This window comes from Nocardia sp. 348MFTsu5.1 (assembly GCF_000383535.1).
In the GTDB taxonomy this organism is placed as follows: Bacteria; Actinomycetota; Actinomycetes; order Mycobacteriales; family Mycobacteriaceae; genus Williamsia; species Williamsia faeni.
Genome location: NZ_KB911512.1, coordinates 287339 through 308224, shown reverse-complemented (window position 1 = coordinate 308224; position 20886 = coordinate 287339). Strand labels below are relative to the sequence as shown.

Here is a 20886-nt window from a genome sequence, read left to right as displayed (position 1 = left end):
GCCACCGTGGTCACTCGATGACCACGGTGGCTTCGATCGTTACGGGGTGGTCGTGCGCGTGGTGAACGGCAGCACGAGCCGCGACCGATGGGCGGCGTCGCGGTAGATCTTGTGGGTGACCGGACGACCCACCGGCAGATGGAACGCATCGGGCGGCAGCAGCGCGTTGTGCTCGTCGGCCAACGGTTCGTCGTTCGACAACTCCACGGTGAGTTTGTGGCCCGGCATGAAAGTGTTCGCGAACGGGTAGAGCCGCAACACATACTCCTCGATCGTGCCCGGTTCCACCGGCACCGCACGCGTATGCGGGTGATGCGGGTTGCCCTCGGTGGTCCGCTCGTCCAGCTCACGGTGTGAGGCCTTGAGGTACCCGGTCGTGATGAGCTGCCGCTTGCCGTTCGGGGCGTAATCCCACAGGCGCAGAATGAAATTCGTGTCCGACTGATCGATCTCGGCGAAGATGTGCGCGGCACCGGTGCCGATCATCTCCGTAGGCTCTTCGAACACCGGCGTCTCCCATCTCAGGATCTCGACCTTGTCGGTGACGGTCAGCGGAGCCTGATAGAAGCCATCCGGTACGGCGTATTCGGCACCCATCAGCTCCGATTCGGTCGAAAGCTTTTGGCGCGGACGCAGATACAGCGATCGGTATTCGACGTCCTTCGGCGGCCACTGCGCTGCGGTGACCACCTCGCGTGAGCCCTCCACGAACACACTCACGGCCGGCTCGTCCATCACACCGTTGTCGATGCCCTTGATCCAGTAGTCGTACCAGCGGAACATCTTGTCGTGCTCTTCGATGAACGGGCGTGACTGCATGGGCGGGTAGGGCCCGATGTCCAGCTTCTTGGGACCCTTCAACGCATCGAAGAGCTCGATCGTGCCGTCCATGGTCCAGCCGCGACCCTGGTCGATCTGCAGATAGACCGGGATGTCGATGTTCGGCGCCAACGTGATCGGATTGCGCTCCTCGTACCAGTCACCATCGACCTCGTTCATCACGATGTCGAACCAGGCTTCGTGGTGCTTAGGGTAATTCAGCGTATGGACCAGGTTGGGCCACGCCGCGACGTCGGGATCCGTGAGGCGCTCGGCGACGCGTTTCTTGATCTCGTCCGGGGAGTAGGTCTCCAGCATGCGCGACTTCACGTTGTCGGTGAACGCCCAACCGGAGTCGCCGCCTCGGCCTTCACGGGCCGCACGCGGCATGAACCACATGACACCACCGTGATAGGTGGTCTCATAGAAGTCGTAATGTCCGCCGCTGACGAAGATCGCCTTCAGATGCGGTGGGCGTTCTGCGGCGGCGAGAACCTGCATCGAACCGAAGTACGAGATGCCGACCATGCCGACGTTGCCGTCGCACCATGGTTGTGCTGCAACCCATTCGATGAAGTCGTAGGCGTCCTGACCGAGCGAGACACCACCGGCGTTGTAGTTGCCGATGTGATCGCCCTCGGAAGCTCCGGAGCCGCGCAGGTCGCCGATGACGTGGACGTAGTCCTGGTCGACGATGCGAGCGATGTCGCCGGCCTCGATGCAGCCGTCCCACATCGGGCTGGGGCGACGCTGCGGCGGAGTTGTGAGGGCCAGCGCCTGCAACTCCTTGCCGTAGGGGCTCAATGCCACCAGAGCGGGACGGGGTTTGTCATCGACACCTTCGTAGGCATCTGCCGCCAGCTCGACCCCATCGCGCATCGGGATCCGGAGGTCTTTGCGGATGCGGATGATCTGACCACCCGCGTCAAAAGTGTTGATTACGTCCATGAGTCCGTGACTCCTGTTCTCTGTCAAGGCTTCTGGGAGAATTGAGTGCGGTATCCGTGCAACGTTGTGAAGAATGGCGACGGTTCGAGGGTCGGATCTCCCTCGTATCCGAGCTCACCGGCGACCGGTGCGAACGGCGAATACACCGAATCCGTCTCTTGCAGACCCCCGCAGAGGCATCGGTGCGCGGCACCCTGGACACCACCTTCGATGTCGACGCTCTGCCGGAGGGCCTCGGACGCCTGCTCGCGATCGAGCTCGACACCGTAGGGCACACCGTCCGCCCGGCGATACGGATGTCCGAGATACAGGTGATTCGGACGGACCTCATCACGCAGATACTCCAGGCTCGACCGGTAGGCCACCGGATCCTCGTAGCCGGGAAACCCGTTGGCCGCGCCGTGAACCTGCACGGCGTCACCGACGAAGACATCGTTCTGACCGTTCACGACGTAGGCGACAGACCCCGCGGTGTGGCCCGGTATAGAGTGCACCGTCACCGTGACATCCCCACCGAGAGAGATGGTTTCACCACCGCGAACCACCATGGTCGGTTCCATCTCGCCGGAGATGACCGCTTCGGCGGCGGCCAGCTGCTTGGCCTCGCCGTCGGCGTCGTTCAGGTACTGCCTCCGCACATCGGTGTACTGGCGCAGATGCTCTCGCCGCGACCGCAGCAGCGGCGCGTCGGCCTCACCGATCACGACTTGTGCACGGCGACCGGCCATCTCCCACAGCGCATGTGCCCCACCGATGTGGTCGATGTGTCCGTGGGTCAACAAGATCCAGCGAACATCCTCGATGCGGCGGCCCAGCGCCTCGAGCGCCGGAGCCATCCCTTCGGCGGGCGAGGACGCGATCCCGGTGTCGACAATCGCCGGCTGCTCCGAATCGATGAAGAAGCTATAGAGACCGAATCGGCCCCACGGGGAAACGAGCGGATGGATTCTCACGTCGGAAGTCATGTCACTCCCCTGTGGACCGTAGGAACGCTGCTGTCTCCTCGAAAGCCTTGTGGTATTCCGGGATCCACGAGAAATTCTGGATGAATCCGTGGTTGGCTCCGGCGTACCGGCTGATCGTTGCCGCAACTCCGGCCTTCTGTAACCGCTCACCGTAGAGCTCACCCTCGTCACGCATGGGATCGAACTCCGCGGTGATGACAAGTGCCGGCGGCAGTCCGGTCAGGTCCTCACGCTTGATCGGAGAGACCCGCGGGTCAGCCGCGTCCGCGCCACTGTCGAAGTAGAACGAGTTGAAGTACTTCAGCCCGGCGGTCTCCACGCCATAGCCTTCGGCGTTGTGCCGCAACGACGCATAACGATCGACATCGAAGTCCAGGTCCAGTGACGGGTAGAACAGCACCTGGTGGGTGATGCGATCGAAGCCCTCGTCGTGGGCCAGTGCAGCAACGGCCGCCACAAACGTGCCGCCGGAACTGTCACCGGCCAGCGCGAGCGTCTGACCATTCCACGTCAGCGCGTCACCGTTGTCGGCAACCCACTTCACCACGGCCAGGCAATCATCGAGTCCGGCCGGAAAGGCCGCCTCCGGCGCCCTGCGGTAATCGACCGAAATGACCTTCAGGCCGGTCTCTTTCGCGAGGTTCCTGGCGACATGGTCGTGGGTGCTGACGCTGCCGAGGAAGAACGCGCCACCGTGGAAGTAGACGAGCACTCCATAGGAGTCGGCGGCAGCCGGCGTGTAGATCCGGACCGGCACCTCCCCGGCCACGACGTCCTCCACGGCATGCAGCGGCAGACGCAAACTCACCGGCGCGACCTGATCCTCCTCCCCTGCCCGCATCACTACCGGGTCGAGAGGACCCTCGGGTGGTGCCGGCAGGTTGGCGAGGACGTCCGCAATCTGGGAGTTCAATGGCATGTCGTTGACCTCGTCTCTACTTGGCTGCCGGCGTGTGGGCGCCGGTCTTCTGCCCGGGGAACACATCCTCGACTTCGTCTTCGGTCCAACCTTGACGTGAAATCCGCTGCAGCTCATCGGTCTCCGGTTTACGAGTTGCCTGGTACAGCGCCAGCGCCTCCTTGACGGAATCGGCCCGTTGCAGGGCGTCGGAGAGACCGCCCGCGTCCATGATCGCCGAGTTCGCGCCCTGGCCCTGATGATGCAGCATCGAGTGTGCTGCGTCGCCGACGAGCGCCACCGAGTCCGTGTGCCACAGCTCGACCGGATCGATGTCGTAGACCGCCCGAACACTCACAGCGTTCATGTCGAGGTTGCGAGCGATGTTCACGAGCCGCTCGTCGAAGCCTTCCACGGTCGCGATGAGATCATCCTTCGTGATCTGCGGCGCCCACGTGCTGTCCGGACGCAGGGCAGTGATGTCGAAGGAGACCTGGTTTCGGTGGCGCAGCGGCAACAGGTACACCTTGGTGCCGTGCCCGATGTACATCCGGAGGTTGTCGTCGACAACCATGCCGTAGGCATCGTCGGCGGAGATCACCGTGCGGTAGGCGTGCTCACCGGAGAAGACCGGACCCTTGTCGCTGAACAGTTGCTGACGCACAACCGATTTGATGCCGTCGGCACCGATGACAAGATCGGCTTCAACGGTTTTTCCGTCCGCGAAGGTCAGGACCGAACGGTCACCGAGGTCCTCGACGGTCGAGAGTTTGTGACCGAGGTGCACCATGCCTTCAGGGAGCACACCGAGGAGGGCTTCGATGAAATCGCCGCGATGGATCAGGTGGGTCTTGGTCCCTTCGATGTCCCCCGGGATGGCCGGCCAGCCTTCCTTCATGATCGGATCGCCGGTGCCCGTGAGGATCTCGAAGTAGTCGCTCGGTGAACTGACCTTTGCGACGGCATCGAAGATGCCCCACTCGCGAAAACGCGCCATGGTGGACGGACGCAAACCGATACCGGCTCCGACCTCTCGGATCTGGCTCGCCTGCTCGTACACATTGACGTCGGCGCCGAGCAGGCTCAGGGCCTTGGCCGCCGCCGCACCGGCGTAACCCGCGCCGACGATCGCAATGTTCAGATTGTTGAGCTCTGTGGTCTTCATGGGTTTGTCCTTCTCTGTTCGAAAAGCGTCTGTCAGTTCTGGATCGTCAGGAAGTCGGCAGGGTTCTCGACGAAGAGCTTGCTGATGGTGGCCTCGTCCAGACCGGCTTCGCGCAGGTCCGGGATGAGGTCCTCGAAGAGGTAGTTCACGGTGTGGCCTTTGACTCCCGGCCACCCGAGCGGGCTGCAGTTGGCGTCGACGCCGGCGAGTGCCATGTCCAGGTGCCCCTTGCCCAGGAAGCGGAGGAAGTGGTCCAGGCGTTCCTTGCGGGGTCGGGCCCAGAACGGCGGGTCCGGGAGTTCGGTCTCGTAACCGAAGGTGTCGAAGCCGACGCGTCCGCCCTGTTCGGCAATCCAGGTGTCGCGCGTCTTCTCCGCGTTCACACCGTCGTCGACGTGCCCGAACAGAACCCGATCAAGCGGGAGGCCCTCTTCGTTGAAGATGGCGATGGCATTCTCGGCGTCGATCGCCAGGTGCGTCAGGATCGGTACACCGGCGGTCAGGGCAGCGCGAGCGGCGGCACGGTAGATTCGCTTGTCGAGGTCCGTCATCCGACCACCACGGCTCACGCCTACCTTGATGACGCCGGCACGGCTGCCCGTGTTCCCGATGCCGACGGTGATCTCGTGGATGAACTGCTGCGTGAGGTACTCGACACTCGCCCGTTCGAAGAACGGTAACGCGGTGTCGCCGCCGACAAATCCGGTGCAGGCGACGATGTTGACGCCGGTCTTGGCGGACAACGACTTGTAGTAATCGATGTCGCGACCGTTACAGATACCGGTGACATCGACGAAGGTGCCGCCCCCGTACTCATGGAACTTGCGCAGCTTCGGAACGGTCTCGTTGTACCGCTCCTCCGGGGTCTTCCACCATTTGGTGTCCAGCTCGGATCCGGGCATCCCGTACCCGATGTGCTCGTGGATGGCCACGATTCCCAGCTCTTCGGCGGGGATCGGCCCCAGGACGGTGTTCACACTCGACACAACAATCACCTCAGGTAAGACGAAGAATTCATGGATTTCGGCCAGGCCGGCAGATCAGCGCGCAGACAGTAGATCGCGCGGGTTGCCGACGAGAATGCGCTGGGCGTCCTTGTCGGACAGACCCTGCGCGGCGAGAAGCGGCGCGAAGGTCGACAGTATGTAGCTGAACGGGAGATCATATTCGGGCTGACCTTTGGCGACGCCGATAGCGTTGCTGGACAGCAGGATCCGATCGCCGAAGCCGGCTTCGACCAGCTCGATCACGAGGGCGGCACGTTCGGGGTCGGTGAGGTGGACGTCATCGTCGGCACCCACGTGGTCCAGGGCGACATAAGCGCCGCGGCGAGCGATCTGCAGTGGCGCCCCGGCTGCAACCGCATCCTTGCGATCGAGACCGCCCACGACAACACGGTCGGCGGGCACATTCTCGTCAAGGACGACGCCGAGGTCGGCCACCGCGTCGGCGCCGTACCGAATGGAGACCGCGACGCCGGTGGCGAGTGCGGTCCGGGCGGCGCCACGGAACAGGCTTTCCTCGGTGGCCGTCATGCCTGCGTGGTTCGCGGCGGTCACCACCAGCCCCGCTGCACCGCGTCGCTCCACCCGCGGAACCACCATGCCCTCGGTGACCTCCTTGGTGAACAGGTCGGCGAACTTCTCCGCCGGCCACGGGGTGGGCGGATTGGTCTGCGGTGTGAGGAAGTACCCGCCGAGCATCTCTTCCGGGCCCATACCCGTGGACGCGACGATGTGGACACCGGTTGTGCGCGAAAGAGCCTCGTACAGCTTCACATCGCGCCCACCGAACATGCCGCTGCTGTCGACGATCGTCTGCCCTCCGTTCTCACGGAACCCCGTCAGCTTCGCCGCGAGGGTCTCGAAGATCTCGGCGCGGTTGATGGTGATGTCGAAGGCATGTTCCGCACCCGGCATCACGGACAGCAAGGCTTCGTGAACCGAGATGACACCCAATTCATCAGCAGAGACGGGGCCGAGCACTGTGTTGACAGCGTTGCTCTCGGCGCTTTGCGTGCTCTTCATCGGGCACTTCCCTTTCGTCGGCACCATGCCCTGCATGGCGTGGTGAGCATCACACTATGTTTTGTTTTACATAGTGTCAAGTAGGTTATCGGTATGCAAACTTAACAAATTAAACGTAAAGTCAACGCGCGGCGCTGGAGTCCTCCCGGCGCAGCTTGCTACGCGGATCCGGATCAGCGCCCACGTCGCCAGCGACGCCCGCCACTTCGTGGAGCACATCGGTACCCAGGTCAGCGGCCAGCTTCGACTCCGGCTTCGCTCCGAAAAGGCCGACCAATGTCAGGACACCCGAGGCGGCAGCGCACACTGCGCACACCAGGAACCCGAGGCTGTAGCCACTACCGAGTGAGGTCAACGCCAGTTCCTTGATCGCCACCGGCATCTGCAACATGGGGTTGTCCGGTCCGGGCGCCTGGGACGGATCGGTGGGCACTGGGATCACCGGCATCGAATTGAGCGCCATGGCGCCACCCTCCTCACCGATTCCCATGACCGCACCGGTGTGAGCCGCACCCAGATTCGATTGCGCCGCTGCAGCTCCGAGGCCGTCGCGGAGCAGGCCGTTGGCGACGCTGTTCGCCACCGCTGCGACCAGTACGGGACCGAGAGCAAAGCCGAAGTCGCGCAAGAGGTTGGTCGTGGCGCTGGCCATTCCGGCAAGACGAAGCGGAACGGTGTTGATCGCCACGGCGGTGATCGAGGCAACCGTGAAAGCAAATCCGATGCCGAGCAACAACATCGGCGCGATGAAGTCGGTCCACGTCGAGGTCTCGACATCGAATTGCGAGCAGATATACCCGGCGAGGGCCATCAACCCGAAGCCTGATGTCAGCACCCAGCGCGGCGAGACACTGTGGATGAGCCGCGACACGAGCGGCACCAACAGGAACGCCGGCCCCTGGATGACCAGGAACAGCAGGCCGATCTTGAGCGGCGAAACATGTTGCACCGCACCAAGCCAGATACTCATCGAGAAGCAGGTGCCGAGGAAGGCGAACATCCCGACAACAGCGGTGAGACCGGTGATGGCAAATGCGCGGTTGGCGAACAGGTTCAGGTGCAGCAGCGGCACCTCGGTGCGCAGCTCGATGACGACAAACGCGATCAGGCACAGCGCTCCGATGACAAAACCGGCAATGATCGCAGCATTACCCCAGCCTTCTTCGGAGCCCTGGGTCAACGCCCACAGCAGGGCGATCAGGCCGACAGCGAGCGTGACCTGGCCTGGGATGTCGAGTTTGCGGCCTTCCGGGGAGGACGAGTCCTGCGCGCCGAGAGACACCACCAACGAGAAGAGCGCGAAGGCGATCACAACGCCAAATGCCCAGCGCCAGCTGGCGTACTCGGCGAGTGCGGCGGCCATCATCGGCGACACAGCAGCACCGAGTGACAGGAATCCCGCCCACAGCGCAATCGCCTTGGCTCGCGCCTGGGCATCCGGCACCACTGCCGCGATCATGGCCAGCGAAATCGGATAGAGGGCACCGGCACCGATGCCCGAGATGATCTGCCCGATCCACATCACCTCGACCTGTTGCGCACTTGCGCTCAAGGCCGCCCCGACAACGATCAGCCCCGCTCCACCGAGCATCAGGCGCTTACGGCCGAACATGTCGCCCAGCACACCGAACGTCAGCTCGAAGACGACCATCGCAGTGGCGAAAGCCGCACTGATCCAGGTCAACTCAGCCCCGGAGATGTTGAACTCCTGCTGAAACGTCCCGTTCAGTGAACCGGGCAGCGAATACGCCACCTGGGCCACCATGACGGCCAGACATGCGGCGACGAGGGTCGCCAGGTAGCGCGGTGATCGCGCAGTTGTGTCACTCATCGTGTGAGAGCTCCTTGCTCGGGGATTCATGTGCCGCCATCGGCATCTGTGATGCCAATCACGCGCTGATTTAGCAAGGTGTCATAAAACTTTACGTTGTGTCAAGGATTTCAGAAATCGGTGGTCCACACCCCACGGAAGGCAATCGCCCTGGCCTAGGGTTGCTTCATGAGCAACCTCCGTGCGGCGCAGAAGCAGCTGACCCGCAAGCTTCTGCTGACCTCGGCCCTGGATCTCTTTCAGGTGAAGGGCTACGCGACCACCACAGTCGACGACATCGCGAACACCGCCGGCACCACGCGCCCGACGTTCTACGCGTACTTCCCGTCCAAATCCGACCTGATGAAGGCGCTGTTCGATGAACAATTGAACGAGGTCCTCCAGCGCAATCGGTCGACCGAACATGGCTCGACCGCACCCGATCTGGTCGCTGTCGTGGCCAAGGGCACCCGAGAGGCGATCGGGGACTGGTTACGTGACGCGGTGACGCACTGGCCCGACATCCGGCCGATCATCCGCATCGGTCGTGACGCCGTGGTCATCGATCCCGCCTTGGGCGATCTCGTCGAACAGTGGTTGACAGAGGCCATCAGCGATATTGAGGACGGCCTCGACCAGGCCGGCCGTTTCGACCCTTCGGTTCGATATTTTCGCGGCACCCTCGCCATGGCCGAACTCGATTTTGTCGCTCAACGCTGGGACGGGGCCGACTGGAAACTCACACAGGAGCAGATGATCTCCGAATTGATCGACTCCTGGACCCGCCTGCTCGGCGCGGCGGAGTAGATCTGTTCGCCATTCAGCTTGTGGTGCAGAAGATCTCGGTGGCACCTACTCGAAAGTCGCTACCTCGACGAAGATCTCCCACAACCACGCGATGAACTTCTCATCCGCCAGCCGCGGATTCCAGACGACGTCGACACCCAGCGCCGGGACCGGCAACGGAAACTCCTCGATCCGGATATCAACCAGATCACGCATCGCGCTGGCAACCCGAAAGGTATGCACAGCAACACCTTTCACTTCGGAAACCAGATGTGGAATGAGCAGGAAATCGGACACGAACTGCCCGATCCGGTAGTCGAGACCACCCGCGTCCATCGCTGCATACGGCGACACTCGCTGCGGGGTGTCGTACGCGACGTGGGGCAGCGAGGTGAGCAGGTCCAGCGCCGACGCATCGGGGTCGGTGTCCGGATGCGCGATCACGACCCAACGATTCTCGTACAACCGCCGCCGCGGGTAAGGCGAGGTGAATGCCTCCGACACGAGGACCGCATCGACCCCGCCGTCGATGAAGTCCTGGGGCTGCGGCGAGGTGAAGTTGCGTATCCGCAGAGTCGCGTTCGGAGCCCGTTCGGCGACCAGCCGCGCCAGACGCGCGCCGACCACGAACGCGGTACTGCTGGTCATCGCCACCGTGATGGTCCGGCTGTCTTCACGAGGATCGAACCCTGGAAAGTCCACCAATCGTGCTGTCTGCCTCAGCAGTTCACGCAAGGGTGCAATGAGCTCCACGGCGCGGGGAGTGAGCACCAGCCCACTCCCCTGCCGCTCCACCAGATCATCACCGACCAGGCGGCGCATCCGCCCCAGCGCATGGCTCATCGCCGGTTGCGACATGCCCACCCGCACGGCGGCACGGGTGACCGATACTTCCTCGAGCAATGCCAGCATCGGCGCCAACAGATTGAGGTTCACCGAAGCGAGGCGATCCAGACCGGAGTCGCTCGCCGTCTGATCGTGGGGCGGGTTCATCCACACAGACTGTACTCACGGGCCGCGGGCCGAATCCCCGATGTCAGACACCGGTGAGCTTCAACGCGGCCACCGGGCAGGCCCGGACAGCGGCGGCAGCGAGTTCCGCACTGCTATCGGGAAGGTCTTCGACATCGACGACGAGTTCCCCCTCGTCATCCAGGTGCACGACCTCGGGAGCGACACTTTCACACAGGCCGTGGCCCTCACAGCGCATCCGATCAAGCACGATTCTCATGCGGGGACAACCTCCAGAATCTTCAGTTCATCGATGGAACGAGTGATGTTGCTGGGAATCCGGACCGGCTCGGCAGCCACCAACCGCCGGGCCTGGTCGACCAGCGCGCCGATGACGGCGTGCGCTTCCAGGCGGGCCAGGCCCTGGCCGGCACAACCATGGGTGCCGTAACCGAAGGAGAGATGGTCGATCGGATTCCGTTCGATCGAGAAGGTGTCGGGATGGTCGTAGTGCCTCGGGTCACGGTTGCCGGCGCCGAACAGGATCGCCACCTGGGATCCGGCCGGCACCAGTGCCCCCTCGATCTCGACGTCCTTGGTGACGAACCGGCCCCAGGCATGGACGGGCGCCCAGAATCGGAGGACCTCGTTGAACGCCGCCGGTACAAGTGCTGGGTTCTCTCGGACAAGATCGAACTGGTCGGGGTGTGCCGAGAAGAGCGCGACGACGTTGCCGATCGCGGCGATCGTGGTATCGACGCCCGCCCCCAGGTATTGATGGATTATGTGGCCGGCGGCGTTCTGCGGGATATCACCCCTCTCCTCGGCATCGAAGATTCCTCGACCGACAGAGCCCGGCGCCAGGTCCTCGGCCCTGACCTCGGAGCACCAGCCGTAGAGCTCGCCGGCGATCGGGAAGTTCTCCGCAGTGCGTTGATTCATCGGGCCGATGACCTCCATTGCCGCCTGGCCCCACCGCAACATGTTGTCGCGCACGGATCCGGTGAAGCCGATCAGGTCGGCGACGATCTCGAGCGGAAGCGCGCGGGCGAGCGCATCGATCGCCTCGAACGATCCCTTGGCAACCAGCTCTGCGACCAGCGTCTGCGCCTTCGCGTCGATCTGAACCTTCAGTCCTCGCAGTGCTCGCGGTGAGAGATTCTCGGTGAGAGCCTTCCGCAATTCCTTGTGGACTGGTGGATCAGAGGCCAACGATGTGCCCTGCAACGCCTCGTTGACCGCTGGATTGAAGCCGATCGTCCGAGACGAGAACGTCTCGGGATCGCCGAGGGCAGCCCGGATGGCGTCGTATCGGGTCAGGGCGAAGGCGTTATTGGTGGGTAGATGGACCACCGCGCCGAGGTCGCGGAGCTGGGCGAAAGTGGGATAGGGGTCGGTCAGGATGTCATCGGCAAACAGATCGATGCCGGATGTTGGGGGCTGGCTTTTGGACATGCACTCAGTGAAGTGATCCCACTCACATAAATCCAACTCATATTTTGCATGGAAGAACATGCACGAAGTGCATGTCGTTGCTCCTGGAGGTCCTGCCGAGGCGACCGGCGGCACCGTCAGAGTCGGTGGGCCAGGTCCGATGCGATTCCATCGGCCCCCATGCGCAAAGTGGCCACCAGCGACGGCAGCCGTTGCCGGTCATAGCGAACTGACGGGATCGAAACCGACAGTGCAGCAACGGCTTTACCGGCGGAGTCACACACCGGGACGCCCACGGCGACAACGCCGCGTTCGGAGCGACCCTGGTTGACCGCGAATCTCTGCTTTCGGATCCGGGCCAGTTCGGACCGCAAGCGAGCCAGGTCTGGACGCTCGGCCGGCTCCGCGTCGTCGCGGACCGAATAGGCCGCGTCCAGTTCCTCGTCGGACATCTCAGCCAGCAACAACATTCCGCCCGAGGTGCGGTCGGCGGCAAAGACCATGCCTTCGCGTGACCCGACCCGCAGCGCCTGCCCGGACTCCACCGACGCAATGAAACGCACCTCGGTACCGGTGCGGATGGTCAGATTGGCCGACTCGTCCACCGCCTGCACCAGTCGCTCCATATGAGGCAGCGCGACTGACCTGAGCCGAGAGGTCGCCGAACGGGAGTGTTCGGCCAACTGGAGCACCGGACCGGCACCGTACTGTCGCCCCGGGTATTGCACCGCGAAGTCGCGGTAAACCAGCATCTGCAACAGCCGATGAGCCGTCGAACGCGCGACGCCGAGTCGCTCGGCCGCCTCCGCGACGGTGAGTTCACCTTCCAGTTGCAGGACGGTGGCGAGCCTCAACGCGCTGTCCACGCTGGCAATCGCATAGGTCGGCAGACTCTTCTGCGACTTCTCCATGTCATTCTGTATAGCAGAATATGTTGTTCTGCCAGTGTGGTCCTGGGTCACTCTTGTGCCATGACTTCGACCGACAATCCTGTACGGCTGCACCCCGCGGTTGCGCCGAATCAGCCCGATGTGACGCCGGCGCTGGAAGCGCTTTACCGCGGCTTCGAGTCCGAACTGCTCGTGCCACTGTGGACCGAGATCGGTGACCTCATGCCGGCGCATCCGCGATCCCGCGCCGTCCCGCATCTGTGGAAGTGGTCGAACCTGGTGCGCCTTGCCGAACAGGCCGGCGACCTCGTGCCCGTCGGCCGTGGCGGTGAACGCCGCGCGATCGCACTGGCCAACCCCGGCCTGGGCGGACGTCCCTTCGCCACCCCCACACTCTGGGCGGCAATCCAATATCTGATGCCCGGCGAGGACGCTCCCGAGCATCGCCACACCCAGCACGCGTTCCGATTTGTCGTCGAGGGGTCCGGCGTCTGGACAGTCGTCGGTGGTGACGCCATCCCGATGAACCGCGGCGACTTCCTGCCGCAGGCCGGCTGGAATTGGCACGCACATCACAACGCCACCGACAAGCCGATGGCCTGGATCGATGGCCTCGACATCCCCTTCCAGTACCAGTCCGAGGTGCAGTTCTTCGAGTTCGGTCGGGATTCGATCAGCGACCCCGAGCGGATTACACCCGAACGATCTCGCTCCGAACGGCTGTGGGGTCATGCGGGCCTGCGCCCACTGAGCGCCACGACACTCACGCCGGGCAGCCCACTGCTCTCGTACAAGTGGGAGTTCACCGACCGCGCACTGAACGACCAGCTCGCGATCGAGGCCGAAGGCTTCGGCGGCACGGTCGAACCCGGCCATGCCGCGGTCCGCTACACCAACCCCCACACCGGCGGCGATGTCCTCCCGACAATGCGCACCGAGTTCCACCGCGTTGTCCGCGGCGCCGAGACGGCCCCGGTCAAGCAGACCGGTTCGTGCGTCTACCAGGTGTTCGACGGTTCGGGCACCGCGACGGTCGGCGACCGAAGCTGGACCGTGTCCCGCGGAGACCTCTTTGTTGTGCCGTCCTGGCAGCCGTTCTCGGTGAAATCCCAGGCCGGAACCACCGACTCCGACTCCGGAGCCCTGGATCTCTTCTGTTTTTCCGACGCCCCGATCTTCGAGGCGCTTCAACTCGACCACATGGAGGTCACCCGATGAAACTCGCAACCATCCGCTCCAACGGAACGACCCGCGCGGTCAAGCTCGACGGCGAGCTGCTGATCGACCTGGGCGTCGCAGACCTGGGTGTCTTCTTCTCCCAGGGCAATTGGGAGCAACAGGCCCAGGCGGCGCACGCCGACGGCGCCACGACTTATCCACTCGAAGGCGCCGACTTCGCGCCGGTGGTCCCGCAGCCGTCGAAGGTTGTGTGCGTCGGCCACAACTACAAGAACCACATCAAGGAGATGGGTCGCGAGCTCCCGTCGTACCCGACGTTGTTCCCCAAGTTCGCCGACACCCTGATCGGCGCGAACGACGACATCGTCAAACCTGCCGAGACCGATGCCCTCGACTGGGAGGTCGAGTTGGTTGTTGTCATCGGCAAGCAGGTGCGCCGCGCTGACGATGCCGAGGCCGAGTCAGCGATTGCCGGCTTCACCGTGATGAACGATGTGTCGGTACGCGACTGGCAGTTCCGCACCATCGAGTGGACCCAGGGCAAGATCTGGGACTCCTCCACCCCGGTCGGCCCGTTTGTCGTGACGCCCGACGAGGTCGGCGGAGTGCGCCCGGCCCTCGAGGTCACCACCACCGTCGACGGCGAGGTCATGCAGCGCGACGACACCGGCACCCTGCTGTTCGACCCGGTCACACTCGTCAAATACATCTCGACCGTCATCCGGCTCAACCCCGGCGACCTCATCGCGTCCGGCACCCCCGCCGGTGTCGGGCACGCCCGCGACCCGAAGGTCTACCTGGTCGGCGGCGAGACCGTCGTGACCAGTGTCTCGGGCCTCGGTTCGTGCACCAACAAGGTCGTGAAGGAATGAGCCGCAGCTTTGCCGACGCGCGGCGGTGGATGCAGCGGGGAACCGAACTCTACCTCTCCGCGGTCGACCGCCTCGACGAAGCCGGATTGGCTGCCGGGTCAGCTCTACCGGACTGGACTCGCCGGCAACTGGTCGCCCATGTCGCCGCGAATGCCGATGCGCTCGGCAACCTCGTGCACTGGGCGAAGACCGGTGTCGAGACTCCGATGTACGCGTCCCCCGAGGCCCGCGCCCAAGGGATCGAAGAAGGATCTCGGCGATCGACGTCTGCGCTGCTCGCGTGGGCGCGATCGTCTGTGGACCAGCTCGAGGAAGCCATGTCCCAGCTTTCCGACGAGCAGTGGGAGCGGTCGATCGTGACCGCTCAAGGTCGGACCGTCCCGGCCACGGAGATCCCGTGGCTGCGGGCGAGGGAGGTGTGCGTCCACGCTGTTGACCTCGGCATGGCCGTCACCTTCGCCGACCTGCCCACGGACTTCCTGGCGGCGATCGGTACGGACATCGTGGCCAAACGCTCCGCTACGCCAGCGGTGGCACTGCACCTCGAACCCACCGACAGCGCCATCGCGTGGGATCTGCCGGGCGCAGAACCCGCGGTGGCCATCACGGCACCGCTGTCCGATCTGGTCGCCTATTTGAGCGGCCGCACCATCGACCTGTCGACCTCTGACGGATCTCCCGCGCCGGCACTGCCGGCCTGGCTCTGAACGGACCACATCATGACTACACCTGACGTCATCGTCGTCGGCGGCGGAATCGGCGGCCTCAGCGCTGCATTCGCCTTGACCCGGCAGGGTCTCACCGTGCGAGTCCTCGAGCGGTCGGCGGAGTTCGGTGAAGTGGGCGCAGGCCTGCAGCTCGCACCGAACTGCACGCGAATCCTCGATGACTACGGCTTGCTCGACGAGGCCAAGAGCCTCGGCGTCGTCCCGCGGGCGATGGTCATGCGCGATGCCGTCGACTCCACCGATCTGACCAAGTTGGACCTGGTCGACCTCGAACGTCGATATGGATTCCCGTACATGGTCATTCACCGCAGCGATCTCCACGGTCTGTTCCTGCGGGCCTGCGAGCGGGCCGGTGTCGAGCTGGTCACCGACGCCAAGGCGGTCGCCTACGAAAACACCGCCACCGGCGCGCGGGTGCGCCTGGCCAACGGTGACGAGCATGAGGCCGGGGTGGTCATCGCAGCCGATGGCCTGCACTCGGTCGCCCGCAAGCTGCTGGTCGACGACGAACCGGTCTCGTCGTCCTACGTCGCGTACCGTGGCACGGTTCCGGTGGCTGAGCTGGTCGATCGTCCCATCGACCTGTCCGAGGTCGTGGTCTATGTCGGGCCCCGCCACCACTTTGTTCACTACGGACTACGTGGCGGAGAAATGCTCAACCAGGTCGCCGTCTTCGAATCACCCAAAGCCCTTGCCGGTGAGGACGACTGGGGCACACCCGACGAGCTCGACGGCTCGTTCAGCAGCGCGTGTTCTGCCGTGCGTGAAGGTATCCCCCTCATGTGGCGCGACAAGTGGTGGCGGATGTACGACCGCGACCCCATCATGACGTGGGTCAAGGGGCGGATCGCGCTGCTCGGCGACGCGGCGCATCCACCGTTGCAATACATGGCCCAGGGCGCGATCATGGCCATCGAAGATGGCTGGGTACTCGCCGAACACGTTGCCCGCCAGCGCAACTCCGAGGACACGATCAACTGGGATGCCGCCCTGACCGCATACGAAGCCGTGCGTCCTGAGCACTGCCGACGGGTCTTGACGACCGCACGCGAGTGGGGAGAGCTGTGGCATCTCGAAGGTGTGGCACGGGAACAACGCAATGTCTTGCTGCGTGCCCGCGACACCCACGACTACTCGTACACCGACTGGATCTACGGCCCCACAGCCCTGTTCCCTGGTGACGAGCCACCGATGTACCCGATCGTGTCGCTGCACTCCGCCGCCGAAACCGCGTCAGAAGTGGTTCGCCCAGTTCTCGACCTACAGGTCAACAACTAACTCGCCTCGGTATCCTCGTCGAAGTCTTCGTCGTCGTCATCGATGGCCTCGTCTGACGCGCTGAGTTCCAGATACGGCCGCTGGAACGCGCTGGCGGCGACCTCGTTCGGGTCGTCCTCGGTGATCTCCACAAACGCCACCTGACCCCAGTTGATGACAAACGCGGAGTCGTCGGCGTCGAGGGTGAGCACCAGCGGCGGCACGACCTCTTCGATGTAGTCGGACGTTCCCGGCACCGCGATGGTCTCGTTCGCGCCGACGATGCTGCGTTCGATCTCCCGCGCGACGTCATCGCGCTCGGCATCCTCGAAGGTCAGGATGTACGGGATCTGCGGACTCGAGACATAAATGGTCATGGACCCAATTGTCGCCGAGGTCATATCAATTCACTTCGCGACCCCCCTCGGCCACAGAAATGAGAAAAGCCCTCCGTCCCGCCGCGAGGGTTTCGATCTCGCTCTCGACGGCTGCGCAGCCCGGAGGTCGGATGTCCGCAGAGGACATCGGCGCGGAGGTGTGGGTTCGCTCGTCCCCAGCGCGAGGGCGGTGCGCCACCATGAGCTGTACGCATACGCGGCATGGCGAGCTGCGCATGCAGCGTCGATCGTTGTCAGGCCATTTCAGGTACGTGCAGATGAGCGATCGCCAACTCGAACTCTGCGACCTCGAGCAGCCGCGCACCAGACTGGCGTATTCCCGACGTTCTGATGGTCTCGGACTTGTCCCTGCTGCCGCTCATCGCCTGGGCGGTGTCGAAGGTCACCGACGACACCGCGCGACCAGCGGCAGGATCGACCAGCAGGCTGGCACTGCAGAACCCACTGAGCTCCGCCATCGCGGAGACGGACTCCGACTTGTACACATCGACAGCGCGGTCCTGGTCACCCGGCTCGAACTCGAGCCATGTGACGCGCACACCGGCGCCGCGGTGCGAGCGATGTTCGCGGTGCACAACGGCGATCTCCCACTGCGCAACGGTCATGGTGGCGTGGAAGACGCCGGCCGCGGCGTCGCGGAGTTGCGAGACCTGCCCTTCGCTCGCGCGAAGAGAGTCCTCGTCCATCCAGGAGCTGGTGGCGATGCATCGGCCGGAGCCGTGGTCGACCAGCAGAGACAGTCCGGCGCAGCCTTCGATGCCGGCGAGCGCGGGCATCACGGTATCGCGAATGTGCACGATCCCGACGTCGATAAACGACGGATGTGCATGAATGGTCGTAGAGCGTGCATACACGGTCGACACCCTTCTCCTCGGGAGGCGCCCAGCGGCGCCGACGGGTCGAACCCGACTCACTCACACTCCTCCACCGGGCCGCGGCGAGTCAACGGTCGCCATAGTCGACATGGGCAACTGACCGAACGCGCCGAAGGTCAGGGTTTTCCGGCAGCTCCACCAAAAGCGTTAAATGACAGGCTTGGTGGAGGGCAAGAATGGCTTCGATACGTTTTCTTCTGTCGACGCACCGGGTTGCCACCCCGAGATCCACGGTCCGGTCCCCTCGCTCTGGTCGAGCACACCTTCCTCCATCCAGGTGTACTTACCGTCGAGCAGGCCGGCAGCGATCCTGCCGTCGGTATCGTCGGTGTTGCGCCACAGCGCAGCAAACAGTGTCTCCACTCGCAGCGTTGCTTGCTCGCAGAAGGCCTCGGCCAACTGGTAGGCCGCTTCGCCTTGTGCAGCGTCGTCGGTGCGCTGACTTTCCGCGCGAACGATCACCGCGGACATGGCGAACAACTCGGCGCCGATGTCCACGATCCGGCCGAGGAAACCTTGCCGATACTCCAGCTTGGCCTGCCAACGGGCCATCCCGTACAGCATCGAGCGAGCCAGTTTGCGGGAACTGCGCTCGATGAAGCGCAGATGTGTTGCCAGCGAGCCGAACTCGCTGTACGACCTCGGCAACTGCCCCTTGCCTGCGACGAGTTGCGGCATCCACTTGGCGTAGAAGCCGCCGGCCTTGACTGCAGACTTCGCCTTCGCTCTCAGAGCTGCCTCGGAATTCAACAGGTCACCGGCCACAACGACGTGCGCATCGGACGCCTCGCGCGCGACGAGGAGCCGCATGATCTCGCTCGACCCTTCGAAAATGCGGTTGATCCGCATATCGCGCAGCATCTGCTCTGCCGGGACAGCTCGCTCGCCGCGCGCTTTGAGCGAATCGGCCGTCTCGTAACCCCGTCCGCCACGGATCTGAACCAACTCATCGACGACGAGCCACGACATCTCGCTGGCCCACAGCTTCGCGAGCGCCGCCTCGATCCGGATGTCGTTGCGACCCTCGTCGGCCATCTGCCCCGACAGGTCGAGGACAGCTTCGAGTGCGTAGTTGGTCGCCGCGATGAACGAAAGTTTGCTCGCGACAGCCGCATGCTCACCCACAGGCCGGCCCCACTGCACGCGCTCTGCAGACCATTCACGTGCGATCTTCTGGCTCCACTTACTGGCGGCCGAGCACATCGCGGGAATCGCCAGCCGCCCAGCGTTCAACGTGGTGAGGGCGATCTTCAGGCCGTCACCCTCACTCCCGATCAAGTTCTCCTTCGGCACACGGACCTGGTGCATTCGGGTGACACCGTTTTCGATACCACGCAATCCCATGAACCTATTGCGCCGTTCAACAGTGATTCCAGGGGCGGCCGCCTCGACGACAAAGGCAGAGATTCCGCCGCGATGACCCTCGCTCTTGGGCACCCGTGCCATCACTACCAATAACTCCGCGACGACGCCATTGGTGGTCCACAACTTCACACCATCGAGTTCGTAGGCTTCGCCGTTCTCGATCGGGACCGCGGCACTCGCCATTCGAGCGGGATCGGATCCGACGTCTGGTTCCGTGAGCAGGAAGGCCGAGATCGCACCCTTCGCGCAGCGCGGCAGGAACCGCGCCTTCTGCTCCGGCGTACCGGCAAGCTTGAGCGGCTCGGGCACGCCGATCGACTGATGGGCGGACATGAGTGCACCCAGGGAGGGATGCACCGAGCCGATGAGCATCAGTGCCCTGTTGTAGGCAACTTGCGTGAGACCCACTCCGCCGTAATCTTCAGAGATCTTCAGACCGAAGCACCCTAGTTCTGCGAAACCCTTGACGTATTCATCGGGAATGCGTTCTTCCCGCTCGATCACCGAGCCGTCCACAGTGGCGCAGTACGCGGCCAGCTTTCCCAGAAAGCGGTCGCCCTTCGCAGAGTCTTCGGGTGCCGATTTCGGATAGGGATACACCAGATCAAGCTGAAACCTCCCGAGGAACAACTCTTTGCAAAACGAAGGTTTGTCCCATCCTTCGGCCCTTGACTCTTCAACGAGGGCTCTCGACTGTTCCTCGGTCACGTCCAACTTCTGAGTGGTCACCATCTTGACTCCTCCAGGGGCGATGTACCTCCAGTGTTCTCCTTCCCAGAGGGCTGTGGACCAAAACGAGCACTAAATGTTACTGGCAGGTACTGATCGCTTGACCAGACACGGCTCGAGCTCCGGACGGATTGACCTGCGGATCCGGCTGAAGATGACGACCCCGTATCTCGAAGTCCCGAAGGCACTGCAGGACAGTCACTTTCGGTCTCGGCCCAAAATAAACCGTGACTATTGGATTGCTTCAATTGTGGTACAACGTATTTCGTCGCGAGTAACGAAACATACCGGGTATAACTACGTAGCGTCGACCGTATGTACTGGGAGAGTTCGGCACGTCTGCTACTCGAATCGACCTGAAGCACAGTCCCGGCCCCGTACTTTCGGTCAAGACAAGACTGGCCATCGAACCGATACGCGCACGAAGCGATGCCGACTACTCCCTCGGCATGCACCAGCGGCTCGGTATCGCCACTGCACTCCTCGGTGACCCCGAGGTCCTGATCCTCGACGAGCCCGTCAACGGGCTCGACCCCGCTGGGATCCGGTCGATGCGCGACCTGCTGACGGGCTTCGCCAGCCAGGACCGCACGGTGTTGCTGTCCTCGCACCTGCTCCACGAGATCGAGGTCATCGTCGATGACCTGGTCGTGATCGGCAACGGCAAGATCGTCGCGGCCGGCACCAAGTACGAGCTCCTCGCCGCGCCTCGCATAACCGCGTATGCCCCGCCAGCGGTCTCGGCCGAACAAGTCGGCCCACGGCAACTTCCTTCACCGATGCCCGACGA

The 20886-nt window shown here is 63.7% G+C and carries 19 protein-coding genes and 1 pseudogene; 6 read left to right on the top strand and 14 right to left on the bottom strand.

Annotated features, from left to right (window positions below):
• Positions 1-39 precede the first annotated feature (39 nt).
• The 7 genes from H290_RS0109890 to H290_RS0109860 all read right to left on the bottom strand — a co-directional run bounded on the left by H290_RS0109890 (position 40) and on the right by H290_RS0109860 (position 8653).
• Positions 40-1767, bottom strand: coding sequence for a CocE/NonD family hydrolase (locus H290_RS0109890; RefSeq protein ID WP_020106639.1), 1728 nt, complete (start codon positions 1765-1767; stop codon positions 40-42).
• A 23-nt stretch (positions 1768-1790) separates the two neighbouring features.
• Positions 1791-2732, bottom strand: a complete 942-nt coding sequence (locus H290_RS0109885) for an MBL fold metallo-hydrolase (RefSeq protein WP_028463007.1) — start codon at positions 2730-2732, stop codon at positions 1791-1793.
• A gap of 1 nt (position 2733) precedes the next feature.
• Positions 2734-3651: an alpha/beta hydrolase gene (locus tag H290_RS0109880; RefSeq protein ID WP_020106637.1), complete on the bottom strand. Its 918-nt coding sequence runs from the start codon at positions 3649-3651 to the stop codon at positions 2734-2736.
• 16 nt (positions 3652-3667) lie between these two features.
• A complete protein-coding gene (locus tag H290_RS0109875; protein WP_020106636.1) occupies positions 3668-4795 on the bottom strand; it encodes an FAD-dependent monooxygenase in 1128 nt (375 codons plus the stop codon).
• Between the two features lie 32 nt (positions 4796-4827).
• Positions 4828-5781: an aryldialkylphosphatase gene (locus tag H290_RS0109870; protein WP_028463006.1), complete on the bottom strand. Its 954-nt coding sequence runs from the start codon at positions 5779-5781 to the stop codon at positions 4828-4830.
• Positions 5782-5835: 54 nt separating this feature from the next.
• A complete protein-coding gene (locus tag H290_RS0109865) occupies positions 5836-6822 on the bottom strand; it encodes an aryldialkylphosphatase (protein ID WP_020106634.1) in 987 nt (328 codons plus the stop codon).
• A gap of 121 nt (positions 6823-6943) precedes the next feature.
• Positions 6944-8653, bottom strand: a complete 1710-nt coding sequence (locus H290_RS0109860; RefSeq protein WP_020106633.1) for an MFS transporter — start codon at positions 8651-8653, stop codon at positions 6944-6946.
• Positions 8654-8821: 168 nt separating this feature from the next.
• Between H290_RS0109860 and H290_RS0109855 the strand changes: the two genes are divergently transcribed.
• The gene (locus H290_RS0109855) at positions 8822-9439 is read left to right on the top strand and encodes a TetR/AcrR family transcriptional regulator (protein ID WP_020106632.1); all 618 of its coding nucleotides are present in this window, start codon (positions 8822-8824) and stop codon (positions 9437-9439) included.
• 45 nt (positions 9440-9484) lie between these two features.
• Here H290_RS0109855 and H290_RS0109850 read toward each other — a convergent pair whose 3' ends face one another.
• The 4 genes from H290_RS0109850 to H290_RS0109835 all read right to left on the bottom strand — a co-directional run bounded on the left by H290_RS0109850 (position 9485) and on the right by H290_RS0109835 (position 12714).
• Complete coding sequence (locus H290_RS0109850; protein WP_020106631.1) at positions 9485-10411, bottom strand: LysR family transcriptional regulator; 927 nt, start codon at positions 10409-10411, stop codon at positions 9485-9487.
• A gap of 43 nt (positions 10412-10454) precedes the next feature.
• Positions 10455-10649, bottom strand: coding sequence for a ferredoxin (locus tag H290_RS0109845; RefSeq protein ID WP_020106630.1), 195 nt, complete (start codon positions 10647-10649; stop codon positions 10455-10457).
• Entirely contained in the window at positions 10646-11824 is a 1179-nt protein-coding gene (locus H290_RS0109840) for a cytochrome P450 (RefSeq protein WP_020106629.1), read from the bottom strand. The genes H290_RS0109845 and H290_RS0109840 overlap by 4 nt, the downstream gene beginning before the upstream one ends.
• A gap of 116 nt (positions 11825-11940) precedes the next feature.
• The gene (locus H290_RS0109835) at positions 11941-12714 is read right to left on the bottom strand and encodes an IclR family transcriptional regulator (protein ID WP_020106628.1); all 774 of its coding nucleotides are present in this window, start codon (positions 12712-12714) and stop codon (positions 11941-11943) included.
• A 60-nt stretch (positions 12715-12774) separates the two neighbouring features.
• Between H290_RS0109835 and H290_RS0109830 the strand changes: the two genes are divergently transcribed.
• From H290_RS0109830 to H290_RS0109815, 4 genes are read left to right on the top strand one after another with little or no spacing between them, the layout of a single operon-like run.
• Complete coding sequence (locus H290_RS0109830; RefSeq protein ID WP_020106627.1) at positions 12775-13911, top strand: cupin domain-containing protein; 1137 nt, start codon at positions 12775-12777, stop codon at positions 13909-13911.
• On the top strand, positions 13908-14744 hold the full coding sequence (locus H290_RS0109825; RefSeq protein ID WP_020106626.1) for a fumarylacetoacetate hydrolase family protein: 837 nt from the start codon (positions 13908-13910) through the stop codon (positions 14742-14744). The genes H290_RS0109830 and H290_RS0109825 overlap by 4 nt, the downstream gene beginning before the upstream one ends.
• On the top strand, positions 14741-15451 hold the full coding sequence (locus tag H290_RS0109820) for a maleylpyruvate isomerase family mycothiol-dependent enzyme (protein ID WP_020106625.1): 711 nt from the start codon (positions 14741-14743) through the stop codon (positions 15449-15451). The genes H290_RS0109825 and H290_RS0109820 overlap by 4 nt, the downstream gene beginning before the upstream one ends.
• A 12-nt stretch (positions 15452-15463) precedes the next feature.
• Positions 15464-16750, top strand: a complete 1287-nt coding sequence (locus H290_RS0109815; protein WP_020106624.1) for an FAD-dependent oxidoreductase — start codon at positions 15464-15466, stop codon at positions 16748-16750.
• On the opposite strand, the gene H290_RS0109810 is transcribed toward H290_RS0109815, so the two are convergent.
• From H290_RS0109810 to H290_RS0109800, 3 genes are all read right to left on the bottom strand, one after another.
• Entirely contained in the window at positions 16747-17106 is a 360-nt protein-coding gene (locus tag H290_RS0109810; protein WP_020106623.1) for a hypothetical protein, read from the bottom strand. The two genes, H290_RS0109815 and H290_RS0109810, sit on opposite strands and share 4 nt — an antisense overlap.
• 254 nt (positions 17107-17360) lie before the next feature.
• The gene (locus H290_RS0109805) at positions 17361-17990 is read right to left on the bottom strand and encodes a hypothetical protein (RefSeq protein WP_155976780.1); all 630 of its coding nucleotides are present in this window, start codon (positions 17988-17990) and stop codon (positions 17361-17363) included.
• Positions 17991-18149: 159 nt separating this feature from the next.
• Positions 18150-20099, bottom strand: coding sequence for an acyl-CoA dehydrogenase family protein (locus H290_RS0109800; RefSeq protein ID WP_020106621.1), 1950 nt, complete (start codon positions 20097-20099; stop codon positions 18150-18152).
• 395 nt (positions 20100-20494) lie between these two features.
• Between H290_RS0109800 and H290_RS28240 the strand changes: the two are divergent.
• Positions 20495-20800 (top strand): annotated as a pseudogene (locus tag H290_RS28240) (AAA family ATPase); the annotation flags it as partial.
• Positions 20801-20886 lie beyond the last annotated feature (86 nt).